13 protein-coding genes are annotated in these 15,285 nt (G+C 69.6%); 5 read left to right on the plus strand and 8 right to left on the minus strand.

Annotated features, from left to right (window positions below; genetic code table 11):
• The first annotated feature begins 164 nt into the window (after nt 1-164).
• Nucleotides 165-1,697 carry a phytoene desaturase family protein gene (locus ACIHAO_RS38240; RefSeq protein ID WP_396566406.1) on the plus strand — a complete coding sequence of 511 codons (1,533 nt, stop codon included), beginning with the start codon at nt 165-167 and terminating at the stop codon, nt 1,695-1,697.
• A 51-nt stretch (nt 1,698-1,748) separates the two neighbouring features.
• On the opposite strand, the gene ACIHAO_RS38245 is transcribed toward ACIHAO_RS38240, so the two are convergent.
• Both ACIHAO_RS38245 and yaaA read right to left on the minus strand, forming a co-directional pair.
• Entirely contained in the window at nt 1,749-3,200 is a 1,452-nt protein-coding gene (locus ACIHAO_RS38245) for a trypsin-like serine protease (RefSeq protein ID WP_396566408.1), read from the minus strand.
• Between the two features lie 87 nt (nt 3,201-3,287).
• Nucleotides 3,288-4,043 (minus strand): peroxide stress protein YaaA, encoded by a 756-nt coding sequence (gene yaaA / locus ACIHAO_RS38250; protein WP_396566410.1) that lies wholly within the window; start codon nt 4,041-4,043, stop codon nt 3,288-3,290.
• A gap of 59 nt (nt 4,044-4,102) precedes the next feature.
• Here yaaA and ACIHAO_RS38255 point away from each other — a divergent pair, with 59 nt between their 5' ends.
• Both ACIHAO_RS38255 and ACIHAO_RS38260 read left to right on the plus strand, forming a co-directional pair.
• Entirely contained in the window at nt 4,103-5,071 is a 969-nt protein-coding gene (locus tag ACIHAO_RS38255) for a GNAT family N-acetyltransferase (RefSeq protein ID WP_396566412.1), read from the plus strand.
• Nucleotides 5,072-5,144: 73 nt separating this feature from the next.
• Nucleotides 5,145-6,080 carry an aminoglycoside phosphotransferase gene (locus ACIHAO_RS38260; protein ID WP_396566414.1) on the plus strand — a complete coding sequence of 312 codons (936 nt, stop codon included), beginning with the start codon at nt 5,145-5,147 and terminating at the stop codon, nt 6,078-6,080.
• Nucleotides 6,081-6,228: 148 nt separating this feature from the next.
• On the opposite strand, the gene ACIHAO_RS38265 is transcribed toward ACIHAO_RS38260, so the two are convergent.
• Both ACIHAO_RS38265 and ACIHAO_RS38270 read right to left on the minus strand, forming a co-directional pair.
• Nucleotides 6,229-7,143, minus strand: a complete 915-nt coding sequence (locus ACIHAO_RS38265) for a 2-hydroxyacid dehydrogenase (protein WP_396566416.1) — start codon at nt 7,141-7,143, stop codon at nt 6,229-6,231.
• Between the two features lie 28 nt (nt 7,144-7,171).
• Nucleotides 7,172-7,528 carry a VOC family protein gene (locus ACIHAO_RS38270; protein WP_396566418.1) on the minus strand — a complete coding sequence of 119 codons (357 nt, stop codon included), beginning with the start codon at nt 7,526-7,528 and terminating at the stop codon, nt 7,172-7,174.
• Between the two features lie 126 nt (nt 7,529-7,654).
• Here ACIHAO_RS38270 and ACIHAO_RS38275 point away from each other — a divergent pair, with 126 nt between their 5' ends.
• Both ACIHAO_RS38275 and ACIHAO_RS38280 read left to right on the plus strand, forming a co-directional pair.
• Nucleotides 7,655-9,403 (plus strand): proline--tRNA ligase, encoded by a 1,749-nt coding sequence (locus tag ACIHAO_RS38275; RefSeq protein ID WP_396566420.1) that lies wholly within the window; start codon nt 7,655-7,657, stop codon nt 9,401-9,403.
• Entirely contained in the window at nt 9,403-10,338 is a 936-nt protein-coding gene (locus ACIHAO_RS38280) for a hypothetical protein (RefSeq protein WP_396566422.1), read from the plus strand. The genes ACIHAO_RS38275 and ACIHAO_RS38280 overlap by 1 nt, the downstream gene beginning before the upstream one ends.
• Before the next feature lie 162 nt (nt 10,339-10,500).
• On the opposite strand, the gene ACIHAO_RS38285 is transcribed toward ACIHAO_RS38280, so the two are convergent.
• The 4 genes from ACIHAO_RS38285 to ACIHAO_RS38300 form a co-directional block, all read right to left on the minus strand.
• Nucleotides 10,501-12,669 (minus strand): bifunctional lysylphosphatidylglycerol flippase/synthetase MprF, encoded by a 2,169-nt coding sequence (locus ACIHAO_RS38285; RefSeq protein ID WP_396566424.1) that lies wholly within the window; start codon nt 12,667-12,669, stop codon nt 10,501-10,503.
• Nucleotides 12,670-12,740: 71 nt separating this feature from the next.
• Nucleotides 12,741-13,592, minus strand: a complete 852-nt coding sequence (locus tag ACIHAO_RS38290) for a hypothetical protein (RefSeq protein ID WP_396566426.1) — start codon at nt 13,590-13,592, stop codon at nt 12,741-12,743.
• On the minus strand, nt 13,589-14,509 hold the full coding sequence (locus tag ACIHAO_RS38295) for a hypothetical protein (protein ID WP_396566428.1): 921 nt from the start codon (nt 14,507-14,509) through the stop codon (nt 13,589-13,591). Before ACIHAO_RS38295 ends, ACIHAO_RS38290 begins: the two co-directional genes overlap by 4 nt.
• A 9-nt stretch (nt 14,510-14,518) precedes the next feature.
• Nucleotides 14,519-15,205, minus strand: a complete 687-nt coding sequence (locus ACIHAO_RS38300; RefSeq protein WP_396566517.1) for an HAD hydrolase-like protein — start codon at nt 15,203-15,205, stop codon at nt 14,519-14,521.
• Nucleotides 15,206-15,285: the final 80 nt, after the last annotated feature.

Consider the following 15,285-nt stretch of genomic DNA (forward strand, 5'->3'; position numbering starts at 1 on the left):
GGCGCCCGGGCCGCGCCGCCCCCCCCCCCCCCCGCCCGCCCCCCCCCCCCCCGCCCCCGCGGGGGGGGGGCCCCCCCCCCCCCCCCCCCCCCCCCCCCCCCCGGCGCGCCCCCCCCCCCCCCCCCCCCCCCCCCCCCACCGCCGTTTTCGCTGGGAGGCTTTGCATGGAGTCCTTTGACGCCGTGATCGTCGGTGGCGGGCACAACGGCCTGGTGGCGGCGGCCTACCTGGCCAGGGCAGGCCGCTCGGTGCTCGTGCTGGAACGGCGCGACGAGGTCGGCGGGGCGGCGGTCTCCTTCCGTGCCTTCCCCGGCGTCGACGTCCGGCTGTCGCGGTACTCGTATCTGGTGAGCCTGCTGCCGCGCAAGATCATCGCGGACCTCGGGCTCGGCCTCGATCTCCGGCGGCGGCGGATGTCGTCGTACACGCCCGTCGGCGAAGGCGGTCTCCTTGTCGACACGGGCGACGACGGCCGTACGGCGGCGTCGTTCTCCGGGCTCACCGGGTCCACAAAGGACTTCGAGGCGTGGCGGCGGTTCTACGCGATGACGTCCCAGGTCGCGGAACGGACGTTTCCCACCCTGACCGAACCGTTGGTGTCCAGGGAAGAACTGCGCTCGGGCATCGAGCAGGGGGCATGGGACGCGCTGTTCGAACGGCCGATTTCGGAAACGATCACCGGGATGTTCGGCGACGACACCGTTCGCGGCGTCGTCCTGACCGACGCGCTGATCGGCACCTTCGCCGGCGCCGGCGACTTCCGGCAGAACCTGTGCCTGCTCTACCACGTGATCGGCAACGAGACCGGCGATTGGGACGTGCCGGTGGGCGGGATGGGCGCGGTGACCGCGGCACTCGCGTCGGCCGCGCGGACGGCGGGCGCGCGGCTGGTGACCGGCGCGGAGGTACTGTCCATCGATCCCGGCGGATCGGTGCGTTACCGGCTCGGCGACGACGAATTCACCGTGCGCGGTGGGCACGTGCTGTCGAACGTCGCGCCGCGAGTGCTCGCGCGGTTGCTGGGGGAGGAGCCGCCGGAGACGCCGGAAGGCGCGCAGCTCAAGGTGAACATGGTGCTGTCACGGCTGCCGCGGCTGCGGGATCCGGGCGTCGACCCGCGTGAGGCGTTCGGTGGCACGTTCCATGTCAACGAGGGTTACGAGCAGCTGGCGACGGCCCACGCCGAGGCCGCCGCGGGCCGGATCCCGTCTCTGCCGCCGTGCGAGATCTACTGTCATTCGCTGACCGACCCGTCGATCCTCGGCCCGGCCGAACAAGCCGCCGGGGTGCAGACGCTGACGTTGTTCGGGCTGCACATGCCCGCGCGACTCTTCGAGGGGCGCAACGACGCCGCGCGCGACGAGGCGCTGCGAGCGACCTTGTCCTCTTTGGACAGTGTGCTGGCCGAGCCGATCGAGGACTGCGTGCTGCGTTCGCCGGACGGCAGGTTGTGCGTCGAGGCGAAGACACCGCTGGACCTCGAAGCCGAACTGGGACTGCCCTCGGGACACATCTTCCACCGCGATCTGTCGTGGCCCTATGCCGCCGATGCCGCTCAGGTGGGGCTTTGGGGCGTTGAGACGGCACACGAGCGTGTGCTGCTCTGCGGTGCGGGGGCCGTGCGGGGCGGCGGCGTCTCGGGTATCCCCGGGCACAATGCCGCCATGGCGGTGCTTTCCGGTCCTGAAATGTCATGAAAGGGTCGTTCAGGACAAGATATGTCCTGAACGACCCTTTCCTGACACTCGCTACTGGACCGTGAGGGTGTAGGTCGCCGTGGAGGTCTTGCCCGCCGAGTCCGTCGCGGTGACGGTCACCGGGTACGTGCCGCGCTGGAACGGCGCGACCACCTGCATGGTCGAACTGCCACCGCTCGAGATCGTCTTCGGGTTGAAGAACGGGGCGAACGGCAGCCCCTGCCCGGACGCCGACAACGTGATCGCGCCCGTGCCGCCGGTGGCGGAAACCGTGACGTTGCTGAAGAAGCCAGGCTGCGAAGTCCCGCTGGCAGGGCTCAGGCCGACCTTGAGCTCGCCGGGCTGGGGCCCGCCGTCGCCGACGGTCAGCGTCAGGTTCGTGGTCGCGGTGTCGGTGGTGCCCTTGCCCGAGATCGTGACGGCGTAGTCCTTTTCGGCCGCCCCGGCGGGAACCTCGATGGTCACCTTCGCCGACTCACCGGAGGTGATGGACGTGGGCTGGAACGTGGCCGTCGCGCCCTCGGGAAGTCCCGAAGCACTGAGGTCGACCTTCTCCGCGCCGTTCTTGCCGGGCTTGCTGGTCACCGTGGCCGAAACGTACTTGCCCGGCTCGACCTTGAGCGCGGACGGCGTCACCCCGAGCGAGAACGTCTCCGGGTTCTGCGGCTCGCCGATCTGCTGCTTGACCCAGTCGCCCATGTCGTTGTTGAGCCTGCCGTAGACGCTGTACCACTTGAAGTCGCTGCGGCTCCAGGACGCGACACCGACGACCTTGCCGTCCACGATCAGCGGTCCGCCGCTGTCGCCCGGCAGGATGGTGACGTGGCCGTCGTTGTAGCCGCTGCAGATCATCGTGGCGTCTTTGAAGCCCGCGCCGACGCCGTTGCAGTTGCTGCCCTGGACGATCGGCAGGGTGAACTTGTGCAGTTCGACGTTGCGGGTGTCGTCGTTGTGGTCCTTTTTGCCGTAGCCGAGCCCCAGCCCGGACTTGCCCGGCTTGTGCAGCTCCGTGTCGGCCGAGGTCGCGACCTTCGCGTATTGCCCGCCGGGCACCGGGATGTCGGCGTCGGTGGTGACCACCGCGACGTCGTAGCCCTGGTCGAAGTTGACGTACTTCGGGTGCTTCTCGTAGCTGACGACGCCGATCCGCGTTCCGCCACCGGCGTTGAGATCGTCAAGCCCGTAGAGGAAGGACTTCTCACCCGCCGCGTCCTTGCAGTGCGCGGCGATCAGGATCTTGCGCGGCGCGACGACCGAACCGGTGCACGTCTGGCCCTGCGGCCGCGTCCCGCCTTCGCGCAGGCCCGCGATGATGAAGGGGTGGTCCTTGACCGAGGCGGGGGTGCCGCCGATGGAGTTCGTGTGCGGTCCACCGGGGACGACCGCCTGATCCGTCGGGGTGACGGCGGGCAGGTTCGCGGCGGCCGCGGGCGCGGGCAGGAGGACCGAGAGGCAACCGAGGGTGGCGGTGGCGATCCCCAGTAGCCGTTGTCTTCTGTTCACGGTGGTTCCTTTCCAGGTGGCTGGAAATCACTTTCCGCATGTGCACCTGGCGGAACAACCGAGGAAGGAGACCGTAGGGGTACGGAACTAATGCACGCCGTCCCCGGTGAGCAGCTCCACACTGTGTTCCCCGGTGCGTTCCACGTCGAGGCCCGCCTTCGACAGCACCCGCATCAGTTGTTCCACAGTGGACGGTTCGCTGCGCGACTTCACCAGCTCCGCGGCCAGCCGTCCCTTGTAGGCCTTGTTGAAATGACTCACCGTGGTCCGGTTGCCCTTCGCGTCCTCGGTCACGACGCGCACCGTCACCGCGTCCGGGCGGAGCTTCGCCAGCGCCGAGTAGGTCCCGGAACGCAGGTCGACGACGAGCCCCTCGATACCCTGGAGCACCGGTTCGAGGACCGGCTTCCACACGCTGCGGACGGTGCCGAGCGACGGCAGCGCGTTCCCGCCGGAAAGCCGGTACGCGGGGATCGGGTCGGTCGCCGCGACCACCCCGAACAGCGCGGAAGCGACGGCGAGGCGCTTCTCGGCCTTCGCCAGCGTCGCCTTGGTGAAGGACTTCACGTCGAGCGCGTCGTAGAGGACGCCGGTGTAGCGGCGCAGCGCGGGCATCGTGGGCGAGGTCCACAGCTCGGCGTTGCGGGTGACCTCGTCGGCCTGCCGCGGCGTGATCCCGAGCGCGGCGACACTGGCCGGGACGTCGCCCGCCAGTTCGGCCAGCGCGTCGGCCAGCTTCGCCCGGGTCGGATTCAGCTCCGGGAACGACAGGGCGCCGAGGTCCAGCGGCGCGCCGGTGCCGCCGGCGGCCTTGGTTTCGGAAGGGGGCAGGAGCACGAGCACCACGGAAGCGTAACTAAATGGAGTGCGTCACCCCGAGGCGCGGGCTTAGCCTCGACCGCATGAGCCTGACCTGGCGCCCGCTGACCTTGGACGACATGCCGCGACTGGCCGAGACCTTCGCCGAGGCGGAGCGCGTCGAGCCGATCGACGAGCACTACAGCGCGGAGGACCTCGCCGAAGAGATCGGTACGCCGACCGTCGACCTGCCGACGGCGTCCACCAGCGCCTGGGACGGGGACACCCTGGTCGCCTACGGGCTGCTCCGGAAGCGTGACGCGGCGGATCCGGTGCACATGATGCGGGTCGAGACGCTCGTCCACCCCGCGTACCGCGACGCGGCGATCGCCGCGCACCTCACCGGCTGGTTCGAGGAGGCGGGCAAGAAGCTCCACGCGACGTCCCACCCGGACGTGCCGCTGGAACTCCACGCCGCGGCCAACACCAAGCAGCGATGGCTCATCGACGTCCTCTCGGGCGCCGGGTACGAACACGCCCGGTGGTTCGTCGACATGCGCGCCGGCCTCGGCTCGATCCCGCCGGTCAAACCGCTGCCCGAAGAGTTCCCGCTCGTCACGTACGAGGACAAGTACGAGGCCCTCACCCTGCGGTCCCGCAACGAGACCTTCGCGGACCACTGGGGGAGCACGGAGCAGTCCCCGCAAGCGTGGCGGCATCTGGTCGTCGGCGCGAAGGACTTCCAGCCGGACCTGTCGTACCTGCTGCTGAGCCCCGAGCGCGATCGTGTGGTCGCGATGGTGCTGAGCGCGTTCTTCGCCTCCGACGAGGCCGCCACGGGTGTGAAGGACCTGTACGTCAGTCACGTCGCGACCGACGCGAGCCTTCGCGGACGCGGTATCGCGGGCGCGCTGCTCGGGCACACGCTCGCCCAGGCCAAGGCCCAGGGTTTCCAGCGGGCCTCGCTCAACGTCGACCAGGACAACACCCACCGTGCTCTCGGGGTTTACGAGCGAGTCGGGTTCACCGAGTTCCAACGCTGGGGCGGGTACGTGAAGCCCATCTCGACCTGACCGGTTGTCACCCGAAAGGGTGGATTTCGGTACAGTCGATCTTCTCGGAGAGATCGGTGGGGGTGGTAGGGCGTTGCCGGTTTCCGCACGCCTCGGCTGGCACGACCTGCCGTCGGCGACGCGTGACGCCGTGGAGCGTGAGCTCGGTTCGGCGGTGCGCCGTTCGTTGTGGCAGACCCCGGAATTCGACGGCGGTGTCGCCGCTAGGCTCGAACTCGAACGCGGTCATCGCTGGGTCTTCCTGAAGGCGATCCCCGCCGGCAGCCCGCGAGCGGGCGGGTATCGCACGGAGGCCGCCATCGCGCGGCGGCTGCCCGCGGAAGCACCCACGCCGAAACTGCTGTCCTTTGTGGATGGCGGCTGGCTGGTGCTCGCGTTCGCCGACTTCGACGGCACCAGGCCGAACCTGCGCCCGGGGTCGCCGGATCTCTCCGCCGTCCTGGCCACCTTCGGCACGCTCGGCCGCACGCTCACGCCGTGCCCGCTGCCCGACGTCCCGGACGCGCTCGACGATCTCGGCCCACTCCTGCGCGGCTGGCACGAACTCGCGAAGGAACCGCCGGACGACCTCGACGGCTGGGCCGTCCGCAACCTCGACAGGCTCGTCCAGCTGGAGACGTCCTGGCACCCCTGGTCGGCAGGGGACACCTTGCTGCACAACGACATCCAGCCCGAGTACCTGGTGCGAACCGGATCGGGCAGGGTGCTCGTCACCAATTGGCGTTACCCGGCGCGGGGCGCGGGCTGGCTCGATCTCGTCGCGCTCGTCCCGTATCTGCTCGACGCCGGACACGAGCCCGCCGACGTCGACCGCCTGCTCCGGCGGCGACCCGTGCTCACCGGCGTCCCGGTCTGGGCGGTCACCGCGTTCGGCGTCGCCCTGGCGGGGCACGCCGAACGCGCGAGCCGGCTACCGGAACCGCCCGCGACGACCGGGGTCCGCACGGCGCAGCGCCGTCTTGCCGCGGCGATGCGCGACTGGCTCGCCTACCGGACGCACTGGCAGTAGCACCTGCTCGTCCGGTTTCACTGCGACCGGGACCCCGTTGCGAAAGCCACTTTCGCAACCTTCAACGTTGCGAAAGTGGCTTTCGCAACGCCTCCGGCGGGGGCAACACCTCGGCTAGGAGACAAGGCTCATGAGTGGCTAGCTGGCCCTAACTGTCCTTATTGCTCACGAGGTTCAGCGGTTCCTCGCCGGCGGCGTACCGGCGCAACTGCTCGGCGACCAGCCGCTTCGCGCGCGGGTAGAACGCCGCGGACCCGCCCGCGATATGCGGCGTGATGATCACTCCCGGCGCGGTCCACAGTGGATGCCCGGCGGGCAGTGGCTCGGGGTCGACGACGTCCAGCGCGGCACGCAACCGGCCGGAGACGGTCTCGGCGGTGAGCGCTTCGGTGTCGATCGCCGAGCCCCTCCCGACGTTCACCACCAGGGCGCCGTCCGGCAGCGCGGCGAGTTCCGCGGCGCCGAACAAGCCCATCGTCGCGGGTGTTTCGGGCAGGATCAGGACCACGATGTCGGCGGACGGCAGTAGTTCCGCCAGTTCGCCGACGCCGTGCACCTGCTCCGCGGGCCGGGCTGTGCTCGCCACCCTGGTCACGACCGCTTCGGCCGCGAGCAGTTGCCGCTCGATGGCCTGGCCGATCGAGCCGTAGCCGACCAGCAGCACCCGGCTGTCGGCCAGCGAGCGCGTGTGTTCGCGCTCCCACGACGCCGTCGCCTGCTGCGTGAACCAGCGCGGCAGATCCCGCTGCGACGCGTGGATCAGCGCCAGCGCGTGCTCGGCCACGCTGAGGTCGTGCAGACCGCGGCCGTTGGCGAGCCGCACCCCCGCCGGCACCAGCGGGAGCAGCTTCTCCACCCCGGCCGACAGCGACTGCACGAGCTTCAGCGACGGAAGCCCGGCGATCAGCTTCGCCGGCTCCATACCGGTGTCGTACGGCAGCACGTACACCTCGACGTCATCGAGGTCTCCCTCCGGCAGCGGGCCCGTTCCGTCGTAGAACCGCGCGCTCAGGCCTTCGGGCAGCTCGATGTCGGTCCAGGGCAGGATGGCTCGCTCCGTCATGCCGCCATTCTGACCATCGCGGCCCGCCTCAGCCCTCGTGGGTGGCCACGCAGAATTCGTTGCCGACGGGATCGGCCAGCACTGTCCAGGCGATGCCCGGCATCTCCTTCTTGTCCAGCTTCTTCGCGCCCAGTCCGGTCAGGCGGTCCACCTCCTTCTCCATGTCGTCCGTGCCGAAGTCCAGATGGACCCGGTTCTTGCCCGCCCGCGGCTCCGGCACGCGCTGGAACGCGAGCACGGGCCCGTTCTCCACCTTGGGGTGCAGGATCAGGAACTCGCCGTCGTGGTCCTGATCCACCTCCACGCCGAGCGCCTTCGTCCAGAACGCCGCGAGCCCGCGCGGATCCGCGCAGTCGATCGTGATCATGCCCAGCTCGATACCCATGGCGGCAAGCTAGCGGAGACCACCGACAAAACCGGCCGCCCGCGATAACCGGTTGAACCGTCCTTGGGTGGGGTGACTACGCTGCGCAGAACGTCTCAGCACGTAATTCCAGCGAGGAGCCCAGAAGTGATCACCAGGATGTCGTCGTTGTTCCTTCGCACCCTGCGTGAGGATCCGGCGGACGCCGAGGTACCGAGCCACCGGCTCCTGGTACGCGCCGGCTACGTCCGCCGGGTCGCCCCGGGCGGCTACTCCTGGCTGCCGCTGGGCCTGCGGGTGCTGCGCCGCATCGAGAACGTCGTCCGTGAAGAGATGAACGCCATCGGCGCGCAGGAGATCCAGTTCCCCGCGCTGCTGCCGAAGGAGCCTTACGAGGCCACCGGCCGTTGGACCGAGTACGGCGACGCCCTCTTCCGCCTCAAGGACCGCAAGGGCGCCGACTATCTCCTCGGCCCGACGCACGAAGAGCTCTTCGCGCTCACCGTGAAGGGTGAATACAACTCGTACAAGGATTATCCCGTCGTCCTGTACCAAATCCAGACCAAGTACCGCGACGAGGCGCGTCCCCGGGCCGGCATCCTGCGTGGCCGCGAGTTCGTCATGAAGGACTCCTACTCCTTCGACCTCGACGACGAGGGCCTGGCGAAGTCGTACGAGCTGCACCGCCAGGCGTACACGAAGCTGTTCGACCGTCTCGGCATCGAGTACGTCGTCGTGAAGGCGACCTCCGGCGCGATGGGCGGCTCGGCCTCCGAGGAGTTCCTCGCCGTCGCCGCGACGGGTGAGGACACCTACGTCCGCAGCACCGAATCGGGTTACGCGGCCAACGTCGAAGCGGTCACCACGCCCGCTCCCGAGGCGAAGCCGGTCGAGGGCCTGCCCGAGGCGAAGGTCCACCACACGCCGGACACCCCGACCATCGAGTCGCTCGTCGCGTTCCTGAACGACGCCGGCCTCGGCCGCACCTTCACTGCCGCGGACACGCTCAAGAACGTCCTGGTGAAGACCCGCCAGCCGGGCGCGAAGGAGTGGGAGCTGCTGGCCATCGGCCTCCCCGGCGACCGCGAGGTCGACACGAAGCGCCTCGAAGCCTCGCTCGAGCCCGCCGAGTTCGAGCTGCTCACGGAGGCCGACTTCGCCAAGAACCCCTTCCTCGTCAAGGGCTACATCGGCCCGAAGGCGCTGAAGGACAACGGCGTCCGCTACCTGCTCGACCCGCGCGTCGTCGACGGCACCGCCTGGGTCACCGGCGCCGACGAGCGCGATCACCACGTGGTCGACCTGGTCGCGGGCCGCGACTTCACCGGCGACGGCACGATCGAGGCCGCCGAGGTCCGTGAAGGCGACGCGTCGCCCGACGGCAAGGGCACTCTGGTCGCCGCGCGCGGTATCGAGATCGGGCACATCTTCCAGCTCGGCCGCAAGTACGCGGACGCGTTCGAACTCGACGCGCTGGGCCCCGACTCCAAGCCCATCCGCATCACCATGGGCTCGTACGGGGTGGGCGTCTCCCGCCTCGTCGGCGTGCTCGCCGAGCAGAACTACGACGACCTCGGCATCATCTGGCCGCGCGAGGTCTCGCCGTTCGACGTCCACATCGTCATCGCGGGCAAGGACGAGACGGTCACCGCGGGCGCCGAGAAACTCGCGGCCGAACTGGACGCCGCCGGTGTCGAGGTCGTCCTCGACGACCGCAAGGCCAGCCCCGGTGTGAAGTTCGCGGACGCCGAACTCGTCGGCGTGCCGACCATCCTGGTGGTCGGGCGCGGGCTGGCGAACGGTGTCGTCGAGGTCAAGGACCGCCGCACCGGCGACCGTGAAGAGATCGCCGTGGATGCGGTCGTGGAGCACCTGGTCAAGCTCGTCCGTTCGTAATGGGCTTGTTCGGCAAGAAGCGCGGGGATTCCCCGGGCTACGAGGACAACGCGGCGCTGGACGGGTTCGGGGGCTATCAGCCCTCGGACTCGTCCGGCTACACGCCGCCGGTCCCGGAACTGGCCGCTCCTGTCGAACCGGAGCCGCAGCCCGCGAAGCAGCCGATGTCACGAAGCGGGCGAAGGGCCATGTACGGCTTCTTCGCGACGCTCGGTGTCATCGCGGTCGCGACGCTCGCGAACAACGGCTCGGACCGGTCGTCGAGCAGCACGCCGACCACCCGGGCGCCGATCGTCTACACGCCTTCACCCCAGGTCGTCGCGCCGCCGGTGATCGACGGCTGGCAGTCGGTGGCCGGGAAGGACGGCGTCTACGCCTACGACGTCCCGCCGAACTGGACGCCGAAACCCGGCACGATCCACGGCTGGGAGAAGGGCACCCAGGTCCCGGGCATCCGCATGGTCGCCAGTGCCTTCGTCGGCGACCGCTACTGCCCGCAGGACAAGGAGAGCAGGATCGGCGGCAGCGGCGTGACGAACGTGAAGGTCTCCGATCCTTCCGCCGCGGCGCAGAAGGCGATCGACGACCTCACCGTCAGCGCCTACAACCCGGAGAACGGTCCGCTGACGGCCAAGATCACCAAGGAACCGGCCCAGCCCGCCGAATTCACGCTCGGTACCGGCAAGAAGGTGCCCGCGAGCATCGTCCTCGCGGAGGTCGTCACCCCGCCCGGACCTTGTGGCGCGCGGCGCGCCCTGGTCGGCGTGCTCGCACCTGAGCTGGGCGAAGCCTCGGCGGTCCTGGCCGTCTATTCGGGCCAGGACACGCCGGGTGGTGCGGACCGCGAGCAGATCCTGAAGATCCTCAAGACCTACCGGGGTGTCCCGGAGGCCGACCTTAAGACCAGCACGCCCCCGCCTTCGACGTTGCGCTGAGTCTTCTCGCCGGCGGAGCCGGGATGGCGAAGGCTCCCTTCGCCGCGTTTGATGCGGTGATGGACGCCTTCGGGCCTGCTCCCAATGTGGCATTGGGGACGCTGACCGTCCCCAATGCCACATTGGGAGCAGCAGACCGCTACCCCTCCGCCAGGGCGTGACCTACTGAGAAGCCAGCGAAGAAGTTGTTCGCGGCTGCGGGTTCGCGAGCAGGCGCTGAGGCTTCTTGCCGGAGCGCGCGAGCTTCGCCAGCCGCAGCAGTCCCGTGTTCGGCAGGTAGGCCCGGCCGAGTGCGATCCCGATCCGCGGCAGATCCGCCTCGTCGCGGAACGCGAGGTACAGCGGGACGTGGCGCGGCTGGAACTTCGCCTTGAACGCGTGCAGTGAACGGAAGCCGTAGAACGGTTCCATCATCGTGCCGAGCGCGTCGAGCACCCGCTCGACGGCGTGCGCGGGTTCGCCGGAGCCGGCCAGCGGGGCACCGGACAGCGAAACGAACTTCGCGCCTTCCTCACGGAAGGCCAGACACGACGACGCGATCAGGAATTCCATCGACGGGCGGAATCCGTCGGCGCGTTTGCGCATGACGTCGAGCGTCCAGCCGCCGATCGCGCCCGCGCCGGTGTGCACCGGCAGCCACGACGTCACGCCGTGGACGACGCCGTCCGCGTCCACCGCGAGACCCACGCGGGTCTCGGGGTCCATCGCCTCGTCGACCCCGCCGAGGGTGAAGCCCATTTCCGGCATGCCCTTGTCGCTGATCCACTCCTCGGAGATCGCGCGGACCTGCGAGATCACCGCGCGCGGCTGATCGGCGAGCCGGACGAGCCGGAACTCGATGCCGTCCTTCTTGGCGCGGTTGAGCGCGGTCCGCACGTCCTGCCAGCGCTTCCCGCGGAACTCCAGCGTTTCCAGTTCGATCAAGGTGTCCTCGGCGACCTGGACCTGCTTCCAGCCGAGCTCTTCGGTCTTGGCGGTGGTGTCGCCGGTGGCGGAGAACAGGCACGGCACGAGACCGGTGTTCTCGCACATGGTGATGAACTCGGCGATCGTCCGGTCGGCCGCGCCGTCCGGGGCGATCGGGTCGCCGAGGGCGATGGCGACACCGGCGTGGCGGCGGTAGGCGAGATAGGACTTGCCGTCCGCGGCCACGAAGTAGGAGTTCTGCGGCCAGGTCGTCATCCACGAAAGCGTGCTTCCGCCGTGACGGCTGAGCAGCGTGCGGGCCAGCGCGGGGTTGCCCATCCGGCCGAGCCGACGGCGCTTGCGCCGCGACGGCACCCGGAAGGCGCCTCGCGCGGAGATCAACAGCGCGAATTCGACCGTCCACAGGAGGTTGTCCACGAAGAACAGCGGCGGATCCATCAGGCCGGCGTCTTCGCCGAACATCTCCGCCAGCGTGAGCACCCCGCCGTAGACCATCACCTGCAGGATGACGAACGACGTCAGGATCATCGCGCACCACCAGGCGACCTGGCTCCCCTTGCGCAGGCCGTTCATGATCGGCACGACGATCAGGCACAGGACGATGACTTCCCACGTGGACAGCGAAAGCTCTTCGGAGGAACCGAAGGGCCCGTTGCCCGGCACGAAGGACATCACCAGTTCGGCGACGGTCAGCACCAGCAGCCCGGCCACGACGTAGAACCGCCACTCGCGCAGGCTCGGCCTCCGTTCGCGCGAGGCGTCCTTGGCGCCGAGGAACCTGCGCCCGAACGGCAGGGCGAGGACGAGCGCGAAGAAGTGCACGAGGTCGGCGAGCGTGCCGACGAAGATGATCGCGATCCCGGCGTAGACGCACAATCCGGCGCGCAACCGCAGCCGCCACGGCGGGCGCAGGGTCGCGCTGGCGACCGCGACCGCGGCGAGCGCGCCGCCGGAGAACCCGACGTCGAGGCTGCCCGCGATCCGTTCCGCCCATTCCCAGCCGGAGTTACGGCTCAACGCGAGGAACTGCACCGCCACCAGCACGCTGACGAACTGGCCGCCGATGGCGACGGCCATCGCCCGCCGCGTGCCGAGCCGCCATTCCGCGAACCCGGCGAACAACGCGAAGCTGAGCACCATCGGCAGGTAGTACAGCGGGACGACCGCGAACAGCGGTCCGGTCAGCAAGGTCCACCATCGGCCCGCTTCGAGCGACGGCAGCCCGTACGCGATGTACGGATACACCGCGCGATCCTCGGCGGCCGACCAGAGCGCGCCCGTGGCCAAGGCGAGCGCGAGCATGGTCACCGTGACGAGGGTGGTGAAAGGCAGCCGGTGCCTCAGCACCGTGGCGATCTTGTGTGTCCGGCCCGGCGCGGCCGTCCCGCTTCCCCCTGTTGGCATGGAGATCAAGGTAAGTGCCGGAGCCCATCGGCCACATCCGGCAGGGGACCCATATTTCCCTTAGGGGAGTGCTACTCGCGACGGATGCTCTCACCCATCTTGAGGACGACGTCCCTGGCCACCTGGCCGGAGATCTCCTGGTCCGCCAGTACCAGGAGGACGTGGTAGCGGCCCGATCCGGGCAGTGCGTCCAGCGGGAGGGCGATCGCGGTGATCGCGACCGAGGGGGCGGGGCACGGTCCGTCCGCGGCGGGGACGACGGTGGCGGTCACAGCGTTGGCGGTCGTGCCGCCTTCGAGGACCGGCACCGACCCGGACTTGCCGACCTCGGCCTTCGTGGACCGCCCGTATGCCGCTTCGGCCCACCGCAGAGTCGTTTCCTCGGCTGCCTGGGCGATGCCGCCGACCTCGCCCTCGTCGATGGTGGTGAACCCCGCCATCGCCCGCGCCGAGAGTCCGGCGGCGGGGCAGAAGTCGCGGCGGTACCGGGCGACACCCTGCAGGGTGACGACGTCGCCTGCCGGTGTCTCGTATCCGACGGCGACGTCGGGCTCTTCGATCTTCCAGTCCGGCGGGACGTCGTAGACGAGCGGGTGATCGTCGGACCGCACTGGTTGCCAGCCCGCGATCACCGGCTTGATCCGGGTGGGCCCCACCGGATCGGGCAGGACGAGATCGTGGGCGGACGGCGGCGGCGTCGCGGTCTTGGCCTGGTAGGTGGCCGTGGTGCCGACTGCGATCACGACGGCCAGGCCGAGAACGCCCAGCACCGGCCCGAGGCGGAAGCGACGGCGCGGCGGAGCGCTGTCCCGGATGACCGGAAGCGGCGCCGTCCGTTCGGTTTCGGTTTCGAGCGGCTGCCCGGTGAGCGGATCGACGAACCACGGCCGAGGTTCGTCGATGGGCCCACCGGGGCCGGTCATTGCTGCGGCCTCAAACTCGCGAGGATCATTTGCGCGTCCGCTTCGGACACGGCGTCCGGGACGCCCTGATCGAGGACCATCACGAAGCAGACGGTCTGCTCACCGACCTTGAAGGCCGCCGACGTGACCTTCACGCTCGGCGCCCGGCAGCCTTCGCCTTCGCTCGGCGTGAACGAGGCAGTGGAACTGAGCGCCTGGATCGTGCCGCCGGCGATGGGGATCTGCTTGATTTCGGGCAGCGGCACGTCGGCCTTGCCGGTGGCGGACTGGATCCAGAGCCGGACAGCGCCTCTGGCGGCGTTCTCGACGGGGATCTGATCCGCGGTGGCGAAGCCGACCATTCCCCGGTGCGAACCGCTGATGTCGGGGCAGGCGCCGAGCTTGTACCTCATCGCCTCGCGGATCACCATCTTGAACTCGCGCTCGGTGTTCCCGGTGATGTATCCCGGCTTGGTCTCCCAGCCCGTGGGGGGCAGGTCGTACGCCGTCTTGTCCTGTCGGGAGACGATTCCTTGCCAGCCCAACGTCTTGGACGGGACCTTGTTGTCCTGCGGGGCGTCGCCGCTCTGGGACGTCGACGGAGGGTTCGACGCGGACGCGGCCGCGGGTGGTGGAGTGGGCTCGGGCCGCTGTTCTTCGCCGTCACGCAGGACGAAGAACAGCGTGGCGCCGACGGCGATGACCAGGACGAGCGCGCCAAGGCCGATCCACAGGCCTTTCTTGCCTTTCTTCGGCGGTTCCGGAGAGAAACCCTGGTAGGCCTGCTGCGGGAACTGCTGGAAACCCTGCTGCTGATAACCCTGGTACTGCTGCTGGGGATCCTGGGCGTACTGGGGCGGGTACCCATGCTGCGGGGTTTGCCGCTGATCGGGCTGCTGTGGTTGCTCCGGCCAGCCGTTGCCGCCTGGGTATGCCATGGACCGAGTTTAGTCGGCGTTCCCGAGCACGGCCGCACGCACCGCTGCCAGGTCGGACAGGTCTCCGAGCACGGTGTGCGCGCCCGCGTCGGCCAGTTCCTCGGCGCTGAACTGCCCGGTCGCCACCGCCACCGCGACGGCGCCGTTGTCGAGCGCGGCCCGTACGTCGTCCGGGGTGTCGCCGATGACGACGACCGACGCCGGCGCGAACTCGGTGCCGTGTTTCGCCGAAGCGTGGCCGACGGCCGCGGGCACCAGATCGGGCCTGTGTGCCGAGAGCGAGCCGTAGCCACCGATCTCGAAGTCCACGTGCTCGTGCAGGTCGAACGCGGTCAGCTTGTGCACGGAGATCTCCGGCAGGTTCCCGGTGACCAGTGTCTGGACGACGCCGCCGTGCGTGGCGAAGGCGTTCAGAGCGTCTTTGGCGCCCGGGAGCGCCCGGCCGCTGGAGGACAGCGTCGGGGCGTGGCTTTCGGAGACCGCGATCAGCGCGAGCCAGAGCTTGCGCACGTTCTCCTCGGTGGGCTCGACGCCGTGCGAGGTCAGGATGTCCGCGCTGATGGCGCGTTCGGTGCGGCCGCCGAAGTTCGGCAGCGCCCGCAGTTCGACGCCCGCGACCTCGGCGAGCGCGGTCGTGTACCAGGCGGCGCCGGTACCGCGCAGGTCCACGAGGGTCTGGTCGATGTCCCACAGCACGAGCCGGTGCGGAGTAGTCACGCGGTCGACGGTACCGGTGAGCTTATTCAACGTCTGTTGACTTCCGTGGCGCGGACGCC

Origin of the sequence: Amycolatopsis sp. NPDC052450 (genome assembly GCF_044547565.1) — a bacterium.
Classification (GTDB): Bacteria; Actinomycetota; Actinomycetes; order Mycobacteriales; family Pseudonocardiaceae; genus Amycolatopsis.